We start from the raw sequence: 17,096 nt of genomic DNA, 5'->3' as shown, positions 1-17,096 counted from the left end.
GTCACTGAAGCAACGCGGTATCAAGGACTTTGGACGACTCGCCCAGAACGCTCTCGGCCAGTTGCACAAACGCCTTGGTACTCACCGTGCCCAGATGCATCGCCCCACGCAACACATCATCCAGCGAACGCTTGTTGCGCGTCTGCAAGCGAATCTCGCGATCCAGCTCCTGCAACAAAATTACTGCTTTTGCGACCTGCGCCGGGCTGATCTGTGCGCCGCGCAGGGTCGTGACCTTCTGGCTGTCCTTGGCCAGTTTCGCCTGCAACGCCTGATAACGCTCATCGCTCATGCCACCGGCACGGCGTACCAATTCAATGGCGTAATACTCGGCAAACCCCTCGCTGATCCAGGCGCTGCGCTGCTCATCGTTGATCCGCCCAAACACCTGCGCCAACTCGCGCACCAACGCACTGCTGCCGCTCTCGCTGACCAGCGGCAATCGTGTGTTCAGATAAATCGATTCATGCGCGCCGAGACTGCCGCGCCACATCGGATCGTTGGCCCCCACGATCAATAGCTTGGCCGGATGGCGTGGATAAACGGCCTGCACCTGCGGCCAGACGAACGTCAGCAAGGTCAGCACATCCATGCGGCGCATGCCCTGCCCTTGTGGCGAAGCCACTGTGACTTCGGTTTCCCCCAGCCGTGTGCGGCGGCTGCCGAGATGGCCAGCAAGCATCCAGCCGGTCGGGCGGTCGAACAGGCGTGATGGATTATCGATGCGGAATTTGTTCTTGCCGATGCGTGGCCAAGCGGTCTCGATACTCTTCCAGCCCTCGGGCAATTCGAATTGCAGACGCGCGACCAGTTCGATGCCGTCCTGCTGATCGAGTTTGGCCGGCGGCACCAGTTCGTCGCCACGCATCAACGCCCAGGTCGGGGTCATGCGCGTGTCGAAGCTGCCGTTCTTGCGGCCGTGGCTGATGCGTACACGGTATGTCAGGCTGGACTTTTCGCTGGCGGGGCGCCAGACCCCGCGCGCCTGTTTGCCCGGGCTCAGCAGCCACTGGCCGTCAGCCTTGAAGTCGCTGTAATGGCTGCCGTCGCCAAGGTCGAAGTCGAGACTGCGCACCGCTTCGCCCTTGGCGAGGGTCAGGCGCACTTCAGCCTGATCGCTCTGCGGCAACAGGCGCACGTGGTAATCCAGGTCCACTTTCTTAGCTGCCCACACCGGTGCGCTCAGCGCCAGCAGTGCAACCAGCAGCGATCGCTGCAATCCCACAGCCATACACACTCCTTTGTGAAACTTGAACTCTGCGGTTGATTCAGCCCGCGCGGAAAATCAGGTGATCTTCCCAGTCATCTTCCGGCACGCTGCCCTCGGCGAGCATGCGCCCGGATTGGGAGATCCGCTCGTGATGCACTGCATCGCGGTCACCGCTCACCAGGTGGTGCCACGGTGGCAGGTCTTTGCCTTCGCTGACCAGGCGATAACCGCAGGTCGGCGGCAGCCACTTGAATTCTTCGGCCTGGCCCGGGGTGAGCTGGATGCAGTCCGGGACAAACTTGATGCGGTTCGGGTAATCGCTGCACTGACAGGTTTTCAGATCAAGCAGTTTGCAGGCGATGCGCGTGTAATAGACGCTATTGTCTTCTTCATCCTCAAGTTTTTGCAGGCAGCACAGACCACAACCGTCGCACAGCGATTCCCACTCCTCCAGATCGAGTTGATCGAGGGTTTTGCGTTTCCAGAACGGTTCGACTTTGGCGACCATGGCTCAAGCATCAACATCAGGTAGTGAAAAGGCCGCCAGTCTAGTGCCCAAGGCCTTGTGGGCCAAGCGTTGGCGACTGCCGGTAAATCGCACTTGTCAGCCCAATCGCCGCCAAGTAGGGTTTTGCCTCGAATTCATGACTCAAACTTAGCAAGGAATCTCTCGATGAGTGCCAACCCTCGCGTTGCCGATTACGCCATTCACCCGCAATTCACCGACCGCTGGTCACCACGCGCCTTCACCGGTGAAGCGATCGCCGAAGAAACCTTGCTGAGTTTCTTCGAAGCCGCACGCTGGGCACCGTCGGCGTACAACTCGCAGCCATGGCGTTTCCTTTATGCGCGTCGCGATACGCCGAACTGGCAGCGTTACCTGGGTCTGCTCAATGAATTCAACCGCAGCTGGGCGCAGCATGCGTCGGCGCTGGTGATCGTGATTTCGAAAACCACCTTCACCGCACCGGGTGCCAGCGAAGAAACTCCAGCGCTGTGGCACACGTTTGATACCGGTTCGGCATGGGGCCATCTGGCGCTGCAGGCGAGCATCAGCGGCTGGCACACTCACGGCATGGCTGGTTTCGATCAGGAACTGACCCGCAAGGAGCTGAACATTCCAGAAGGTTATGCGCTGCATGCTGCCGTGGCCGTTGGCAAACTGGGCGACAAGGCAACGCTGGCTGAATACCTGCAAGCCCGTGAAGAGCCGAGCCCGCGCCGTCCGCTGAACGAGCTGGCGGCCGAAGGCGACTTCACCCTCTGAGCCACAGCGCAAAACCACTGTAGGAGTGAGCCTGCTCGCGATGAGGCCGTGTCAGTCAACATTAATGCTGTCTGATACACCGCTATCGCGAGCAGGCTCACTCCTACATTTTTTACCGCCGTGTCAGTAGCCGCGATTGAAATCCACTTCCCCGCGCAACGCTTCACCCGCCTGATACGCCTTCAGGTTCTCGACAAACAGCTGCACCATCAACGCCGGTGACGTCGGCGCCGAGCTGTGCCCGGTCAGCAGCAAGCCCCACGCCGTCCAGAACGGATGCCGTTGCGGCAGTGGTTCCTGACGGCAGACATCGATCACCGCGCCGGCCAGATGCCCTTCTTTCAGCGCGTCTACCAGATCCGCATCGACCACCGCGACACCGCGCCCGGCATTGATGAACAACCCGGTCGGTTTGAATTGCTTGAACAGCGCTGCGTCGTAGATATCGTGGGTGTGCTCGGTGTTCGGCAGCAGATTGACCACGTAATCTACCTCGCCGACCAGTCGTGGCAGATCCGCCATCGAACCGACCTCGACAAACGGCGCCTGCTCGCGGGCACTGCTGGCGATGCCGTACAGCTCAACGCCGAACGGTCGCAGGAATTGCGCCACGCTCTGGCCGATGTCGCCCGTACCGACGATCAGCACTTTGCGCCCGACCAGACTCTGGCCGCTGCGGTTGTCCCATTTACGCTCGACCTGACTGACCAGCCGCGCCAGTACTTCGCGCTCATGGCCAAGGATGTAAGTGAGGACGTATTCAGCCATGACCTGACCAAAAATCCCCACCGCCCGGGTCAAGCGATAATCACGGCGCAAGCCATCGGCGAGCAGCGGCGTGATGCCGGCCCAGGTCGACTGCAGCCATTGCGGTTGATGGCCCTGACGCAGCAGGGTCGCCAGTAGATCCGGCTGCCCCAGCCACACTGGGCAGTCGGCCGCCTGACGGGCCAGTTCGGCAGAGTCGCCACTGGTCAGCACTTCGAGTTCCGGCACTGCCTGACGCAGCAGTCGGGCGTATATCGCGTGGTCGTGTTCAGCAATCAGAACGCGCATCTTCAAACCTTTCGCAAACCGTGCAGACGGCCACCGGATTCAGGGCGGCCATCGCGGTAAAAACAGTTCCAGGGTTAACCAAGGCCCAGAACAGGGCCTTGCAGATCAGACCGGATCGTTGCGTCGCAGCAACTCTTCGGGCAAGTGTTCGATGTACTCGTCCTCGGCGGGCGGCATTTGCAGGTGATAACCCTGCTTGTCGAGGTTTTCGAGGACCACGACGATGTCTTCGCTGGCCAGTTTGCGCTCGGGCGAAAGCACCAGATCGAACGAATGTTTCGGTTTGCCGAAGGCCAGCATCAGCGCTTCCGGCACACGTTCCAGCGCGTCACTTTTGAGCACGTAAAGGTACATGCCGCTGCGCTTGGAGCTTTGGTAGATGGAGCAAATACGTTTCAAGGCTGTTCTCCGGCGGTGGCCAGGCTGTCGAGCAGCTTCTGACCCATGAGTTCGCGGCGCCAGCCACGCAACGACTCAGGCAATTGGTAAGGACCCTCGGGGTAGCCGCTTTTGACCAGGGCTTCGAGGGTTTTCTTGCGCAGCATCAGCTCCGGCGCGATGTCGAGTCGCTCAGCTTCGGCCTGACCGAGGGCGCGCAGTTGTTTGATCAACGCAGCGGCTTCGATCGGCAATGGCTCCGGCACGGCAGGCGGCCATTGATCAGGCCCCACACTGCCAGAGCGCTTGATCAGATCAAGCAGAAACTGGCCGTCCTGACGCACGGTACGCGGGTGCATGTCTTCGATTTTGCCCAGTGCAGCAATGTTGTCCGGTTGCGTGCGCGCCAACGGCCACAGCGAATGTTCGCGGACGATACGGTTGCGCGGCAGATCACGGGCGCGTGCTTCGGTTTCACGCCAGGCGCACAGTTCACGCAGGACGGCGAGTTGCGCACGAGAGAGTTTCCACGCCAGTTTGGCCTCGCGGTAAACCTCGTACGGATCGGTTTCGCGGCGCAGGTTGGCGACCAGTTCGGCGCCGTCCTCCAGCACCCAGGCAAATTTGTCGTCGGACAGTTTCGGACGCAGTTGTACGAAAACTTCCGCCAGATGCACGGCATCTTCAGCGGCGTAGCTGATTTGCGTCTCGGACAACGGCCGCTGCAACCAGTCGGAACGGGTTTCGCCTTTCGGCAGTTCGATGCCGAGTACATTTTGTACCAGCCGTGAATAACCCATCGAAAAACCGAGGTTGAGATAGGCGGCGGCCAGTTGCGTATCAAACAGCGGCGCCGGCAAGCTGCCGGTCAGGCGCAACAGCACTTCGAGGTCTTCGCTGCAGGCGTGCAGGACTTTGAGCACCGCCGGGTTTTCCAGCAACGCGGCCAATGGCTGCCAGGCGTTGATGGTCAGCGGATCGATCAGGTAAGCGCGTTTGCCGTCGCCGACCTGCAGCAGGCCGGCAATCGGGTAGAAGGTGTCGACCCGCATGAATTCGGTGTCGAGGGCAACGAAAGGCAACTGCTGCCACTCGGCGCAAAACTGCGCGAGGCTATCGTTGTCGCGAATCCAGTGAATATCGATGGCCACACGGCTCTCCCTTGAAGAATGGCGCGCAGTATATATCGCCGTTGGCGATTTACGCGCCTGCGAAGGGCAAGAGCTGTAACGAAATGTCCTGCCAATTGGCAAGAATAGTCTGACAAAGCAAACAGATGTGCCCGTCTCTGTATGAGGGTGACGGTCAGTCTTTGGCCAGGACGCCGTCGATCACGGCGCCACGGCAGCCGGCGAACATGTCCAGACCCGGCTGATACACCGAGCTCTTCACTTCCAGCAGACCGAGCATCGAGTGGAACAGGTTGTCCTGACTCAGCGGCTTGTCGCGACTCATTTGCAGGCAATGGGTATCGACTGAGTAAGCCTTTTGATAGTTGTCAGAGAACCATGCCAGCATCGCTACGTGTTTCTGTTGCTCCGGCGCCAGCATATAAGGCGTGCCATGCAGGAACAGGTTGTACTCACCCAGCGATTCGCCGTGATCCGACAGATACAGCATGGCGGTATCGACTTTGTCCTGATTGCTGCGCAAGACATCGATCAGGCTCGACAGCACTTGGTCGGTATAGACCAGCGTGTTGTCGTAACCGTTGACGATACTTTCGCGGCTGCAATTGTTCAGTGCATTACTTTCACAAACCGGCGTGAAGTGCTCGTACTCCTTGGGATAGCGCTTGAAGTATTCCGGGCCGTGACTGCCCATCTGGTGCAGAACCAGAACGGTGTCCTTGTCCAGGTGATCGATAAAGCTTTGCAGGCCCTGCAAGAGGATCTCGTCGCGGCATTCGCTGTTGGCACACAGTGTCGGATCCTTCAAGTTGCTGACATCCTGAACCGTCACACGATCACAGGTGCCTTTACAGCCGGACTGGTTGTCACGCCAGATCACGTCAATACCCGCACGTTTGAGCACATCCAGCAGGCCTTCTTCGTTCTTCGCCTTGCTGGCGTCGTAATCCTTGCGGCCCATGTTGGAAAACATGCACGGCACCGATACGGCCGTTTCAGTGCCGCAGGAGTGCACATCGGTAAAGGCAATCAGCCCGGCTTCCTTGTCGAGTTTGGGCGTGGTATCGCGGTCGTAACCGAGGATGCCGAAGTTCTCGGCACGGGCACTTTCGCCCACCACCAATACAGTCAGGGATTTGCGCGGCTGAAGTTTCACAGCGGCATTGCGCTGTGCGTCTTCACCGATCTTGACGAAGGGTTGCTGCGCCGAGACCACCTGCTCACGCAGATAACCGACCGAGGCGCCGATGTAATTGCTCGGCACCAACATCAAACGAATTTCGTGGTGATTGCGAAACAATGAAGACAGGCCCTGATAGTTAGCCAATGCCACGCCACCCATCACCGCTGCCGACGCCACACTCACGATAACTTTACTGAACAACTCGCGGTGCCAGCGACGGTAGTTGACCGGCATCTTCCAAAGCAACAACGACGGCAAAACACCTAACAATAAAATATAAGCAAACAACTTTAAAGACAGCAGATCGCGGACTTCCGTCGCATTGGTTTCGGCAAAGTTACGAAACATGCCCGCATCAATCATCACGCCATATTGGCTCATGAAGTAAGCCACGCCGGCGCTGATCATGAATATCAGCATCAAGACCGGTTTAAGCAGCGGACGGAACGCCAGAAACGTCAGCACGATGTTAAAAGCCGCGAAGATCATCACCCCAAAAGCCACGCGCATGGCGACGCCGTTGCCATCGGCTGCGGTGATGTCAAACAGGTGCTGCCAGAGCACGGCATTGAAGCCGGTCAAAAGAAAGGCACTGGCAATCAACGTCACCCATTCCGGGCGCACGGCTTTTAACTTCAACATAGAGAAGGGCAATTCCTGAAGAGAACAACCTTGGGTAATTATGAAAATTTCGTTTGTGAAAAAATCATTAACTAAGGCATGACAAACTTTAGGCAGGCAATCATCAATTTTTTGTGAAAAAGACGCCAACGATTAGTTGGCTTGCGGGAACTCCGTGAAACTTTGGAAGTATTTGAGAATGGTTCAGCTTTTATTCAGAAAATTTCCTCTGTGGGAGCGAGCCTGCTCGCGAAAGCGTCAGGTCAGTCGATATTTGCGGTGGCTGATACGCCGCTTTCGCGAGCAGGCTCGCTCCCACAGGTGTCTTGTTGGGTTATCGAGTTTTTAAATACTGCTCTGGATTTTCCGGTTTGCCCGCCACATGCAGATCCGCGCCTAATCTCCAGCCCCACTCAAAGGTCTGAAGATGGAAAACTCCCGCGCCACCGCCCGCCCTGCCGTCTGGCTGATGCTTGTCATCGTTCTAGTCGCACTCAACCTGCGCCCTTCGATGGCGGCAGTCGGGCCGCTGCTGTCGGCGATTCGCGACGATATCCCCTTGAGTTTCAGCCTCGCTTCACTGCTGACGATGCTGCCGCTGATGGCAATGGGACTGGCGATGTTTTACGGCATCGCTATCACTCGGCGACTGGGCGAGCATAGAACCGTCCTGCTGTCGCTGCTGATCATTGGATTGGCGACGTTATCGCGGCTGTTCATCGACTCTGCTGCCGAGCTGATTGTCAGCGCGGTGCTGGCCGGAATAGGCATCGCGCTGATTCAGGCGTTGATGCCGGCGCTGATCAAATCGCGTTTCCCGAATCACATGGCGGTGTGCATGGGGCTGTATGTCACGTCGATCATGGGCGGCGCAGCGCTTGCCGCGTCGTTCGCTCCGTTGGTGATGGGGGTAACCGGAAATTGGCGCAGCGGTCTGGCCATCTGGGCGGTGCTCGCGTCGCTTGCGCTGGTGTTCTGGTGGTCGCAACGCCGCAGTCTGTCAGCAACTGCCGCAACAACGACAAGAAAAGATTCGTTCTACAACAATTCCCGCGCCTGGTTACTCGCGATCTTCTTCGGATTGGGCACGGCGTCCTACACCTGTGTGCTCGCCTGGCTCGCGCCGTACTACGTGGAAAAAGGCTGGAGCGAACAAAGCGCCGGGCTGTTGTTAGGATTTCTGACTGCCATGGAGGTGATTTCCGGTCTGGTGGTGCCCGCCATCGCCAATCGCAGCCGCGACCGGCGCTCCGTACTGACGGTGCTACTCGGCCTGATCATCGCCGGTTTCTGTGGGCTGATTCTGAGCCCGCAACACCTCAGCCTCTTCTGGCCATGCTTGTTGGGTCTAGGCATTGGCGGGCTGTTTCCAATGAGCCTGATCGTCTCGCTCGATCATCTCGATAACCCGCAGCGTGCCGGGGGCCTGACGGCTTTCGTGCAAGGCATCGGCTATATGATTGCCGGCCTCTCGCCGTTGATGGCCGGGATTGTTCGCGACCAACTGGGCAGTTTCGAATGGGCGTGGTGGTCGCTGACGGCGGTGATGGTGATCATGCTACTGATGGTGAGGCGCTTCGATCCCCGACATTACGCGCGACACTTTGGCTGATCTGACTGGAGGCTTCTGGCCATGTTTTAGCGCTTTGAAGGCAGACGTCGTGTTGCTAAAACTTTCTGTCCCACAACTGTCCGTGAAATGTCCTACAGGGCTTTGTCCTGGCACCATCGTTCCGTTAGGATCATTCGCACACGTTTGCGCGGATTCGGCGCAAGGAGCACAGCGAGACAGAACGGATGCTGAACAGTAACTTGCTACGAAAGCTCGACATGCAGGATCTCATGGTGTTTATCGCCGTGTATGAACAAAGCAGCGTCACCGATGTGTCGGAAACGCTATTTGTCAGCCAGTCGACCGTCAGTTACTGCCTGAAGAAACTGCGCACCAGTTTTGAAGACGAGTTGTTCATCAATACGCGTACAGGCATGCGCCCCACCTACAAGGCCAGCAGCATGTATGGCCATGTTCAGAAGATCCTCGAGAGCATCAACCTGTGCCACGCCGGCGCGCCGGCCTTCGATCCGACGCTACAAGCTGTCACGTTCAATATCTGTGCACCGGAATACTTCGAGCAATTGATCTTGCCGCGTCTGTTGAAACGTTTCGACTTCGACGATTTGCCGGTGATGGTCAACATGCACAAGTTTGAAACCGACGTGCCGGCCGACGAGTTGCGCGATGGCAGCCTTGATCTGGTGATCAGCTTCGGGCCGAACTTCCATCGCAATCACACCGATCTCAAGTCACGCATGCTGCTTGAGGACGATCTGGTCTGTGTGTTCGACAAGCGCGCCACCCCACTGGAGCCGCGCCTGAGCCTGCAGGCGTTCACCGAACGCCGACATGTGTTCCCGACGCCGTGGACATCGACCACCAACATGGTCGATGGCTGGTTGGCGCGACAGGCGCAGAAGCGCCAGATCGTCGCGCGTTCGAACAGCTACAGCGCGGCGTTGAAAATGATCACCGGCACCGACTTCATCCTCACCCTCCCCCGGCGCATCCAGCGTCTACTGACCAACGAAGCGGTGTTTAACCATTGTGAGGCGCCGAACGGCTTGCCGGGGTTCACACTCGACATGCAATGGAGCCAGAACGCCGATCAGGACAGCGCCAACGTCTGGCTGCGCGAGCAAGTGATCAAGGTGTGCAGCGAACTGCAAGACGCCTGAGTCCTACACGCTGATAGCGGCTTTGCTGTAGGACTCGCGATCAATGTCGACCAATTCGACACACAACTGCACTTCCACCCCGGCCGGCCACTCGCACAGATCCTGCAACACCGCCAGCAAGCTTTGCGACAGCTGCTTCTTGATCTCCGGCGAACGCCCGCTGAGCAGCGCCAGCTTCACGTAAATGAAGGCGCGTTCGCTCATGGCGGTGCCAACCTTGAAGGTCTCGACCTTGACTGCACGGCTTTTGATATCGAACTCCGCTGCAAACTGACCGGATCCCACCAATGTATTGTTGAGCCGGATCAACGCAACATCGGCGTTCAACTGCGGCAGGTTGGCGGTGTATTCCATGTGCAGGTGTGGCATCGGGAGGCTCCAGTCAGTCAGCGGAAAGTTCGTACATATACCACAAGCGGCTCAGCGCATATCCCCGTAGAAGCTGTCGAGTGAAACGAGGCTGCGATCTTTTGATCTTGAGATTCAAAGATCAAAAGATCGCAGCGTGCCGCAGCTCCTACAGGGGGTGTTGATCAGGACGGGGTCACCGGTCGTTCGCTCATGAACTGCTCCAGCCTTGAGCGCAACCAACGCTCGGCCGGATCGCTATCGACATGACTGAGCCAGACCATCGACAAGTCCAGCGTCGGCGTCTTGAACGGAAACGGTTCCTTGAACAGCAACCCGGAAGTCGCCATGGCCGCTGCGGTGTAATCCGGCAGGCTGGCGATCAGGTCGGTGCCGGCCAGCAACGCCGGCAACGCACTGTACTGCGGCACCGACAGCACCACCTGGCGCGTGCGCCCCAACTCCGCCAGCCACTCGTCAGCGAAACCGCTGACATTCGCCGTGTGCGAAACCAGCACGTGTGGCCGTGCGCAATATTCATCAAGGGTCAACGGTGTATCGGACGCATCCGCACGCAGGATGCTCGGCTGAATGTGCCGCAGCAGTTTGCGTTTGGCATTGGCCGGCAGGCCACGGGTCTGGCTGATGCCGACAGTAATGTCACCAGCGGCGAGCAAATCGGGAATCCGCCAGTAATCGACATGCTGCACCACAAACACCACGTTTGGCGCTTCCTGGCGCAAGGCGCGCAACAGCGGCGGCAGCAAGCCGAACTCGACGTCATCGGACAGACCGATGCGAAAAGTCATGGTGCTGACGGCTGGATCGAAATCGCGGGTCAGGCTCAGCGCCACTGACAGCGAGTCCAGCGCGGGTTTGAGGTGGCGGAAGATATCTTCGGCCCGGGCGGTCGGCTCCATGCGATGGCCGACGCGGATGAACAGCGGATCGTTGAGCATCGTGCGCAAGCGGTTGAGCGCCGAACTGATGGTCGGCTGGCCGAGAAACAACTTCTCCGCCGCCCGGGTCACGTTGCGCTCTAGCATCAAGGTCTCGAACACCACCATCAGGTTGATGTCGGCCTTGCGTAGTTCATTGCGGTTCATCCATTGCCCCCCGATCCCCTGACTGAAGGGCAGTGTAGAAAGGTCCGCCGACAACGTCTATGCGGACACGGCTCAGTTGATCGACATTGCCTTCAGGCCGATCGCGAGTTGCCGGCGATCCTGGCCGACGCCCAACTGCTCAGGGCTGATCGCATCGGCGAACTGCAGTTGCACACGCAGCAAACCCTCTTGCGTGATGCGTTGGCGGACAGCCGGAGTGAGCTGCAATTCAAGGCTGTTACCTTCCGGCTTGTCCAGAGTGGTCGCCAGCGCTTCGATGCCGTTGAGCTTGATCACCACGCGCTGACGCAAATGCCCCGGCGCCAGGAACGCCGTGGTCTCAAGATGCAGGGTGCGGGCCGAATCGTTCACTCGCATGGCCATTTCCGCTTCGGCACCGCTGGACCAGACGCCCCAGGTTTCAGCATCCGACCAGCCTCGCGCGAGATAGTCCTTGCCCACAGCGCCATAGCTGAACTGCGCTGTTTCTCCAGAGACGAACTCAGGCACCAGCTTTTGTGGCGTCTGGTCGACGGGCACCTGAACGCATTCACGGCAATTTTTCCAGCCCGGCGCCAGCACTGTGAATCCGTCGATACGGGTGAACAGATCCGCTTCGGTATTGACGGTCGAAACCGCCTGCAGCAACGCCCGATCACCGAGCAGGTACAACGAATCCGCATCATATTGACCCGAAGCCAACATCGTGCGGCTGTGCTCATCAGCAATCTCCCACTGATCCTTGCCCATCCGTCCCAGATAGACAGCATCGGTCGCCAGCCCATGTGTTGCAGCGAATGCGGCGACATTCATCCACTCCGGTGACAGGTTCTGAGGAAGGATCCAACGGATCTTCTGATAATGCGCCGCAGCATTTTTCCAGAACGGGTCGACAAAAGGTGTCTTCCATTGGGTGCTTGACTCGACCATCAACTGCTTGCGCACCAAAGACCAGCCGCTGTGCGTATCCGCGACTTGAACCGTCAGCGCCACAGCCATCAGCAAGGTTGCCACACGCGGTTTATTGGCGCGTACCACCAGAAAAATGATCAACAGAATGAACGCATAATAAACCGGCCAGAACATCCGTCCCGAGGCTCGAAAGATATTGGCGATGGCTATTATCTTTTCCGGTAAGGGATAGCTGAAATTCGCGCCAGCAAAGGCAATGTTGTTGGAAACCGCGAATACCGTCAGCCCGGCAAGCGCGATCAGCAGTAGCCAGTGTCGACGCAATGACCGCTCCAACCCGGTTTGCCCCTGCAGCCACCCGACCCACCCACAGACGGCCAGCAATAACAGCCCCAGTCCGAGATAACTGAACCCTTCCGTATCCCCCAGACCGCCGGGTAGATCCTTGAGGATGTATGACCAATGATTGGGGCTGAACAGTGTCAACACATTGGCTCGGTACAAGCCGAATCCGTCGGAGATCGCATCGGAACCATTGACGGAAAAATACCCCGCTTGCCAGCAGCAAAAACTCACCAGAGCAAACAACAAAATCAGTTCACCGCCTGCTTCGCGCAAGCTGATTCTGGCTTTGAAATGACGGGTGATCAGATCGGCCAGCCAAAGCAGCGCGACCATGGCCAGGAAATACGCATGAATCAACGCGGTGCACGCCAGCAAAGCCCCCCAGGCCAACCGTCGCCGCTGGTCCTCAGGGCGCAAGGCCAGGTATAAGGCGGCCAGAATCAGGAAGTGTCCGGCCAGCGACAAATGTGTCGGCATGCGGATGATCATCGGCGGAGCAAACAGGAAAAGTGCACAACCCAATGCCCGCAAAGCGACGTTGGAGGTGATAAGCCCCAATAATTTCCAGCCAAACCACGCTTGCAGGACAAAACAGGCGAGGAACCAGATTCCGAAATACTGAAATGTCTGCGGAAGCAACGCAGCAAGTGGCTTGAACAACAATGCCAGCAGCGGATTGGAGTCGGAAAAGATCAGGCCGTTGCTCAGTTCAAGTCCGTATGTCGGGTTCAGGCCGACCGGAAACGTCCACGGCGCCTGACGGAAAAACGCCCATCCCAGATAGTGCGTCGCCGGATCGCCCTGCCCCAGCCAGGCAATGTTCTGCGGGTCGAGCGCTCGAGGGCCAACGACGATAAAGAAAGCCAATACGCCGATCATCAACGGCAAAAGAGTGACAGCCAGGCGCCTTGTGAAATCCTTCATCGATACGTCCAGAAATTATGCAAGACAAAGGTGAAGGCCGGGATAGTCAGTGCCACCGCGACAATCCCCAACAGGTAATTCAATCCGGCCATCTGCGCCGCCCAGGCAACAAACATTGCCAATAGAAAGCCGCACGTCGACACCAGCAGAAAACGCAGCAAGGTTTTGCCATGCAACCGAGCCGAGAAACTCCAGGTGGTATTGATCAGATAGGACACGACGGTCGCCACGGCGAACGCCACGCCGTTGGCAATCGGTGGCTGCGGACTGATGAAGTTGATGAACAGCACCGCGACCAGCGCGTGCAAAGCCGTGACGAACAAACCGGTCACGGCAAAGCGCAAACCGCGCTGGATCAGCACTGATTTTTCGGTTGAGGTCACGGTTTTTGCGCCAGCACGAACACACTCAAACCGGCCAGACGGTTCCTGCCCATCAACGGCAGTTCAAGGCGGCACAAGGTTTTCAGTGTGCGGTTCACCAGCGGGTGATGACGCTTGAGTTGCGAGCGCGGCGCCTGCGTTTGCGAGCCCTGTGGCAACAACCGTAACGCCGCTGCGATCGGGAACACCGCACCAAAATAATAAGCGCCGCGTTGCACCGTCAGACCGGCAGCGCGGGCCAGTGTTTCGAATTGCGCCAAGGTGTAGCGGCGCTTGTGTTCAAGGAAGTCGTCATGCCCGCTCCAGAGGAACTGGAACGCCGGCACCGTCATCAGAAAACGGCTGCCGGAAGGCACTTTATCGACGTACATCTTGAGTAGGCCGCGGTCATCGTCAACATGCTCCAGCACGTCCATCAGCAGCACCAGATCGGCATCTATTGTTTCTATCCCGCGGCGGTAGTGCACCGGTTTGCCAGCGGTTGTCGCGCTTGAATCGGCCGGATAGCTGATATCGACGCACCATGCCTCCTGCGCGTCGGTATGAGTCAGCAGATGGTGGGAGAAAAACCCGGAGCCGGCACCCACGTCGAGAATTCGCCTGATCGGCACACTCCCCAGCAGACGCGTGGTTGCCGCCGCTTTGGAGCAGTAATACCAATGCTCGTTGATGCTGTCGCCGAGGATGTCGGTTTCCTTGAGATCCATGTTTCAGTCCTTCGGGTCGTAGACGCGACGTACCAGAAAAACCGGTCGGCGTTTCGCTTCAATGTAAGTACGGCCCAGATATTCACCGAGCACGCCAATGCCGATCAATTGCAAACCTCCGAGAAACGTCACGGCGACCATCAGTGAGGCGTAACCGGGCAAATCGATGCCCGAGACCAACGTGCGCACGACAATGAAAATCGCAAAGGCAAACGACACCAGCGAGACCAGCGCGCCCACATACGTCCAGACTCGCAGCGGTTCAGTACTGAAACTGGTGATGCCTTCCAAAGCGAAGTTCCACAGCCGCCAGCCGTTGAATTTGCTCTGCCCGGCCACGCGCTCGGGGCGCTCGTAATCGACATGAGTGGTGCGAAAGCCGACCCAGGCAAACAGGCCTTTCATGAAGCGCCGGGATTCGGGCAAGGTCAGCAACGCATCGACCACGCAGCGATCCATCAGGCGGAAGTCGCCGACATTTTCCGGCAGAGGCTGTTCGGCAATTCTGTTGTGCAGGCGATAGAACCAGTGGGCGGACTTCTGTTTGGCCCAGGTGTCGCTGCGGCGGCTGACGCGGTGGCCGAGTACGACTTCATAGCCTTCGCGCCAGCGGTCGATCATCTGCAGGATGACTTCCGGCGGATCCTGCAGATCCGCATCGATCGGCACGACGATCTGCCCGGTCGCCATCTGCAAACCGGCGGAGAGCGCCGCCTCTTTACCGAAATTGCGGCTCAGATCGACGATACGCAGGCGCGCATCCTGCTGCTGATGCTCAAGCAAAAGCTCAAGCGTGGCATCGGTGCTGCCGTCGTTGACGAATACCAGCTCAAGACCGATCAGCGTCTGCTTTCGAAAGACTTCATCGATGCGCAGCAGAAACGTTTTCAGGCTGTCTTCTTCGTTAAAAACGGGGACCACCAGCGATAACGTCACCTGCCCGGCCTGTTGCGTTCCGTGCTCAGTCAAAGGAGTGCTCTTTTTATAGTGTTTGTTCGGTCATCGAACTATTTCCGATGCCATGAGCCGTCCCGTATTAAGCAGTAGCGTCGCCGGTGTTGCAAGCGTCAGGCGGCGTCATATTGGCCAATCCAGAGGCCTATTGCTGCGCTCTAGCTCGCGGCTCTCGGAAACAATTGCCAACGATTGGATACAAATGTCCGATAGCCAAAAAAACCGCCTGCGCTAGGCTTGCGTCGATGCGCCAAACAGGCGGTCGCACTAATAAATCGCATGGAGCGAACTGAATGTATTTCGAGATTTACAGGCAATCCAGAGGCACCCCCAGCACTGGCAAGGGGCAATGGCGATGGAGGCTGCGCGCGGGCAATCACGAGACCATCGCCAGTGGCGAGTCATATGTGAACAAGGCGGATTGCATGCATGTGATCGAGTTGATCAGAGCCGTGCACGGCGATACCCCGGTGAAGGAAATTTAATCGCGTGAGCCGATGCGGAGCTGCGTCCTACAGCCGCGTCCTTTTTTCAGCGAACGACTGACGAGCCATTTCTGCGCGCCTACGCTCATCGACGTATGGGGTGATTCAGCCCTGTTTCGCCGCATCAATTGAACTAAAAAGGAGCCACAGAAATGGCGAGAGACAAAGCGAAAGACGACAAGCACTTCAACTGCACGCAAGAACACGAAGCTGATTATGTCGCCAGCCTCTACCCGCACGCCAAGGACGAAGTGAAAAACTTCCTGGCTACCGCTTGCATGGACAAGTCGCTGCATGACTCGACACATAAGGATGTGTATGAATTGATCAAACTGAAGTTGGGGCACTCGCAGCCGTGAATGGCTAGGGCGCGGGGTGATGTAGCCTTGCGCAAATGAAGAAGCCCCACGGCTAAAGGCCCGTGGGGCTTTTGCTTGTGTCAGGTCAGGATCGAGATGGCTGGCTGGCACATGCCTTTCGAACTCTAAAAACTCATGAAATCCCAGAAACGAAAAAGCCCCGTAGATTTTCATCTACGGGGCTTTTTCTATGTAATGGCGGAGAGATAGGGATTCGAACCCTAGGTACCGGTGAAGGTACAACGGATTTCGAATCCGTCCCATTCGGCCACTCTGGCATCTCTCCAACGGCGCGCATCATAACAACACTTTTACCGAAAGCAAACCCTCTTTCGAAAATTTCTCCGTGCTATCAGATGCTTGCGTCGATTAAAGCGGTACGCCCAGACGATTGGCGACTTCTTCGTAGGCTTCGATAACGTCACCGAGGCCCTGGCGGAAGCGGTCTTTGTCCATCTTCTTCTTGGTGTCCTTGTCCCACAGACGGCAGCCGTCCGGGCTGAACTCGTCGCCGAGGACGATGGAACCGTCGCTGAACACGCCGAATTCAAGCTTGAAGTCGACCAGCAGCAAGCCAGCATCGTCGAACAGCTTGGTCAGGACTTCGTTGACCTTGAGCGACAGTTCTTTCATGCGAACCAGTTGCTCGGCGGTGCCCCAACCGAATGCCACGACGTGGGATTCGTTGATGAACGGGTCGCCCTTGGCGTCGTCTTTCAGGAACAGCTCGAAGGTGTAGGGGTTGAGCTTCAGACCTTCTTCGACGCCCAGACGCTTGACCAGGCTACCGGCGGCGTAGTTACGCACGACGCACTCGACCGGGATCATGTCGAGCTTCTTGACCAGGACTTCGTTGTCGGCCAGCAGTTTGTCGAATTGGGTCGGTACGCCGGCCGCTTCGAGTTTCTGCATGATGAAGGCGTTGAACTTGTTGTTGACCATGCCTTTGCGGTCGAGCTGCTCGATGCGCTTGCCGTCGTACGCCGAGGTGTCGT

General features: G+C 57.9%; 18 protein-coding genes and 1 tRNA gene. 5 read left to right on the top strand and 14 right to left on the bottom strand.

What is annotated here, in order from left to right:
* Position 1: 1 nt before the first annotated feature.
* Both ACIPIZ_RS08515 and ACIPIZ_RS08510 read right to left on the bottom strand, forming a co-directional pair.
* Positions 2–1,231 carry a hypothetical protein gene (locus ACIPIZ_RS08515; RefSeq protein ID WP_105708475.1) on the bottom strand — a complete coding sequence of 410 codons (1,230 nt, stop codon included), beginning with the start codon at positions 1,229–1,231 and terminating at the stop codon, positions 2–4.
* A 37-nt stretch (positions 1,232–1,268) separates the two neighbouring features.
* Positions 1,269–1,718, bottom strand: coding sequence for a YcgN family cysteine cluster protein (locus ACIPIZ_RS08510; RefSeq protein ID WP_064388423.1), 450 nt, complete (start codon positions 1,716–1,718; stop codon positions 1,269–1,271).
* A 165-nt stretch (positions 1,719–1,883) separates the two neighbouring features.
* Here ACIPIZ_RS08510 and ACIPIZ_RS08505 point away from each other — a divergent pair, with 165 nt between their 5' ends.
* Entirely contained in the window at positions 1,884–2,477 is a 594-nt protein-coding gene (locus ACIPIZ_RS08505; RefSeq protein ID WP_105708473.1) for a nitroreductase family protein, read from the top strand.
* Between the two features lie 123 nt (positions 2,478–2,600).
* Here ACIPIZ_RS08505 and ACIPIZ_RS08500 read toward each other — a convergent pair whose 3' ends face one another.
* The 4 genes from ACIPIZ_RS08500 to ACIPIZ_RS08485 form a co-directional block, all read right to left on the bottom strand.
* Positions 2,601–3,533 carry a D-2-hydroxyacid dehydrogenase gene (locus tag ACIPIZ_RS08500; RefSeq protein ID WP_064388427.1) on the bottom strand — a complete coding sequence of 311 codons (933 nt, stop codon included), beginning with the start codon at positions 3,531–3,533 and terminating at the stop codon, positions 2,601–2,603.
* Between the two features lie 105 nt (positions 3,534–3,638).
* Positions 3,639–3,932, bottom strand: coding sequence for a YcgL domain-containing protein (locus ACIPIZ_RS08495; protein ID WP_007911350.1), 294 nt, complete (start codon positions 3,930–3,932; stop codon positions 3,639–3,641).
* A complete protein-coding gene (gene rnd, locus ACIPIZ_RS08490; RefSeq protein WP_064388429.1) occupies positions 3,929–5,062 on the bottom strand; it encodes a ribonuclease D in 1,134 nt (377 codons plus the stop codon). The genes ACIPIZ_RS08495 and rnd overlap by 4 nt, the downstream gene beginning before the upstream one ends.
* Positions 5,063–5,216: 154 nt before the next feature.
* Positions 5,217–6,866 carry a phosphoethanolamine transferase gene (locus ACIPIZ_RS08485; protein WP_064388430.1) on the bottom strand — a complete coding sequence of 550 codons (1,650 nt, stop codon included), beginning with the start codon at positions 6,864–6,866 and terminating at the stop codon, positions 5,217–5,219.
* A 406-nt stretch (positions 6,867–7,272) separates the two neighbouring features.
* Between ACIPIZ_RS08485 and ACIPIZ_RS08480 the strand changes: the two genes are divergently transcribed.
* Together ACIPIZ_RS08480 and ACIPIZ_RS08475 are read left to right on the top strand one after the other, a co-directional pair.
* A complete protein-coding gene (locus ACIPIZ_RS08480) occupies positions 7,273–8,457 on the top strand; it encodes a CynX/NimT family MFS transporter (RefSeq protein ID WP_401164949.1) in 1,185 nt (394 codons plus the stop codon).
* A 185-nt stretch (positions 8,458–8,642) separates the two neighbouring features.
* Positions 8,643–9,578, top strand: coding sequence for a LysR family transcriptional regulator (locus tag ACIPIZ_RS08475; protein ID WP_064388435.1), 936 nt, complete (start codon positions 8,643–8,645; stop codon positions 9,576–9,578).
* Positions 9,579–9,581: 3 nt separating this feature from the next.
* Here ACIPIZ_RS08475 and ACIPIZ_RS08470 read toward each other — a convergent pair whose 3' ends face one another.
* The 6 genes from ACIPIZ_RS08470 to ACIPIZ_RS08445 all read right to left on the bottom strand — a co-directional run bounded on the left by ACIPIZ_RS08470 (position 9,582) and on the right by ACIPIZ_RS08445 (position 15,272).
* Positions 9,582–9,947, bottom strand: a complete 366-nt coding sequence (locus ACIPIZ_RS08470; RefSeq protein ID WP_105708465.1) for a 5-carboxymethyl-2-hydroxymuconate Delta-isomerase — start codon at positions 9,945–9,947, stop codon at positions 9,582–9,584.
* Positions 9,948–10,111: 164 nt separating this feature from the next.
* A complete protein-coding gene (locus ACIPIZ_RS08465) occupies positions 10,112–11,032 on the bottom strand; it encodes a LysR substrate-binding domain-containing protein (protein ID WP_105708463.1) in 921 nt (306 codons plus the stop codon).
* Between the two features lie 72 nt (positions 11,033–11,104).
* Complete coding sequence (locus ACIPIZ_RS08460) at positions 11,105–13,213, bottom strand: DUF6311 domain-containing protein (protein ID WP_401164946.1); 2,109 nt, start codon at positions 13,211–13,213, stop codon at positions 11,105–11,107.
* Positions 13,210–13,596, bottom strand: coding sequence for a GtrA family protein (locus ACIPIZ_RS08455; protein WP_064388443.1), 387 nt, complete (start codon positions 13,594–13,596; stop codon positions 13,210–13,212). Before ACIPIZ_RS08455 ends, ACIPIZ_RS08460 begins: the two co-directional genes overlap by 4 nt.
* A complete protein-coding gene (locus ACIPIZ_RS08450) occupies positions 13,593–14,303 on the bottom strand; it encodes a bifunctional 2-polyprenyl-6-hydroxyphenol methylase/3-demethylubiquinol 3-O-methyltransferase UbiG (RefSeq protein WP_064388444.1) in 711 nt (236 codons plus the stop codon). The genes ACIPIZ_RS08455 and ACIPIZ_RS08450 overlap by 4 nt, the downstream gene beginning before the upstream one ends.
* Before the next feature lie 3 nt (positions 14,304–14,306).
* Positions 14,307–15,272 carry a glycosyltransferase family 2 protein gene (locus tag ACIPIZ_RS08445; protein ID WP_122662689.1) on the bottom strand — a complete coding sequence of 322 codons (966 nt, stop codon included), beginning with the start codon at positions 15,270–15,272 and terminating at the stop codon, positions 14,307–14,309.
* A 278-nt stretch (positions 15,273–15,550) separates the two neighbouring features.
* On the opposite strand from ACIPIZ_RS08445, the gene ACIPIZ_RS08440 reads away from it, so the two are divergent.
* Together ACIPIZ_RS08440 and ACIPIZ_RS08435 are read left to right on the top strand one after the other, a co-directional pair.
* A complete protein-coding gene (locus ACIPIZ_RS08440; RefSeq protein ID WP_064388447.1) occupies positions 15,551–15,742 on the top strand; it encodes a DUF1508 domain-containing protein in 192 nt (63 codons plus the stop codon).
* A gap of 152 nt (positions 15,743–15,894) precedes the next feature.
* Positions 15,895–16,101, top strand: a complete 207-nt coding sequence (locus ACIPIZ_RS08435; RefSeq protein ID WP_064388448.1) for a hypothetical protein — start codon at positions 15,895–15,897, stop codon at positions 16,099–16,101.
* A 196-nt stretch (positions 16,102–16,297) separates the two neighbouring features.
* Here the strand turns inward: ACIPIZ_RS08435 and ACIPIZ_RS08430 are convergent.
* Together ACIPIZ_RS08430 and purC are read right to left on the bottom strand one after the other, a co-directional pair.
* Positions 16,298–16,387 (bottom strand) — tRNA-Ser (locus tag ACIPIZ_RS08430).
* A gap of 83 nt (positions 16,388–16,470) precedes the next feature.
* A partial coding sequence (gene purC / locus ACIPIZ_RS08425; RefSeq protein WP_401164943.1) for a phosphoribosylaminoimidazolesuccinocarboxamide synthase occupies positions 16,471–17,096 on the bottom strand: 626 nt, incomplete at its 5' end.

Source organism: Pseudomonas sp. NPDC087690, assembly GCF_044743175.1.
Taxonomy (GTDB): Bacteria; Pseudomonadota; Gammaproteobacteria; order Pseudomonadales; family Pseudomonadaceae; genus Aquipseudomonas.
This window is presented reverse-complemented; position numbering and strand designations above follow the sequence as displayed.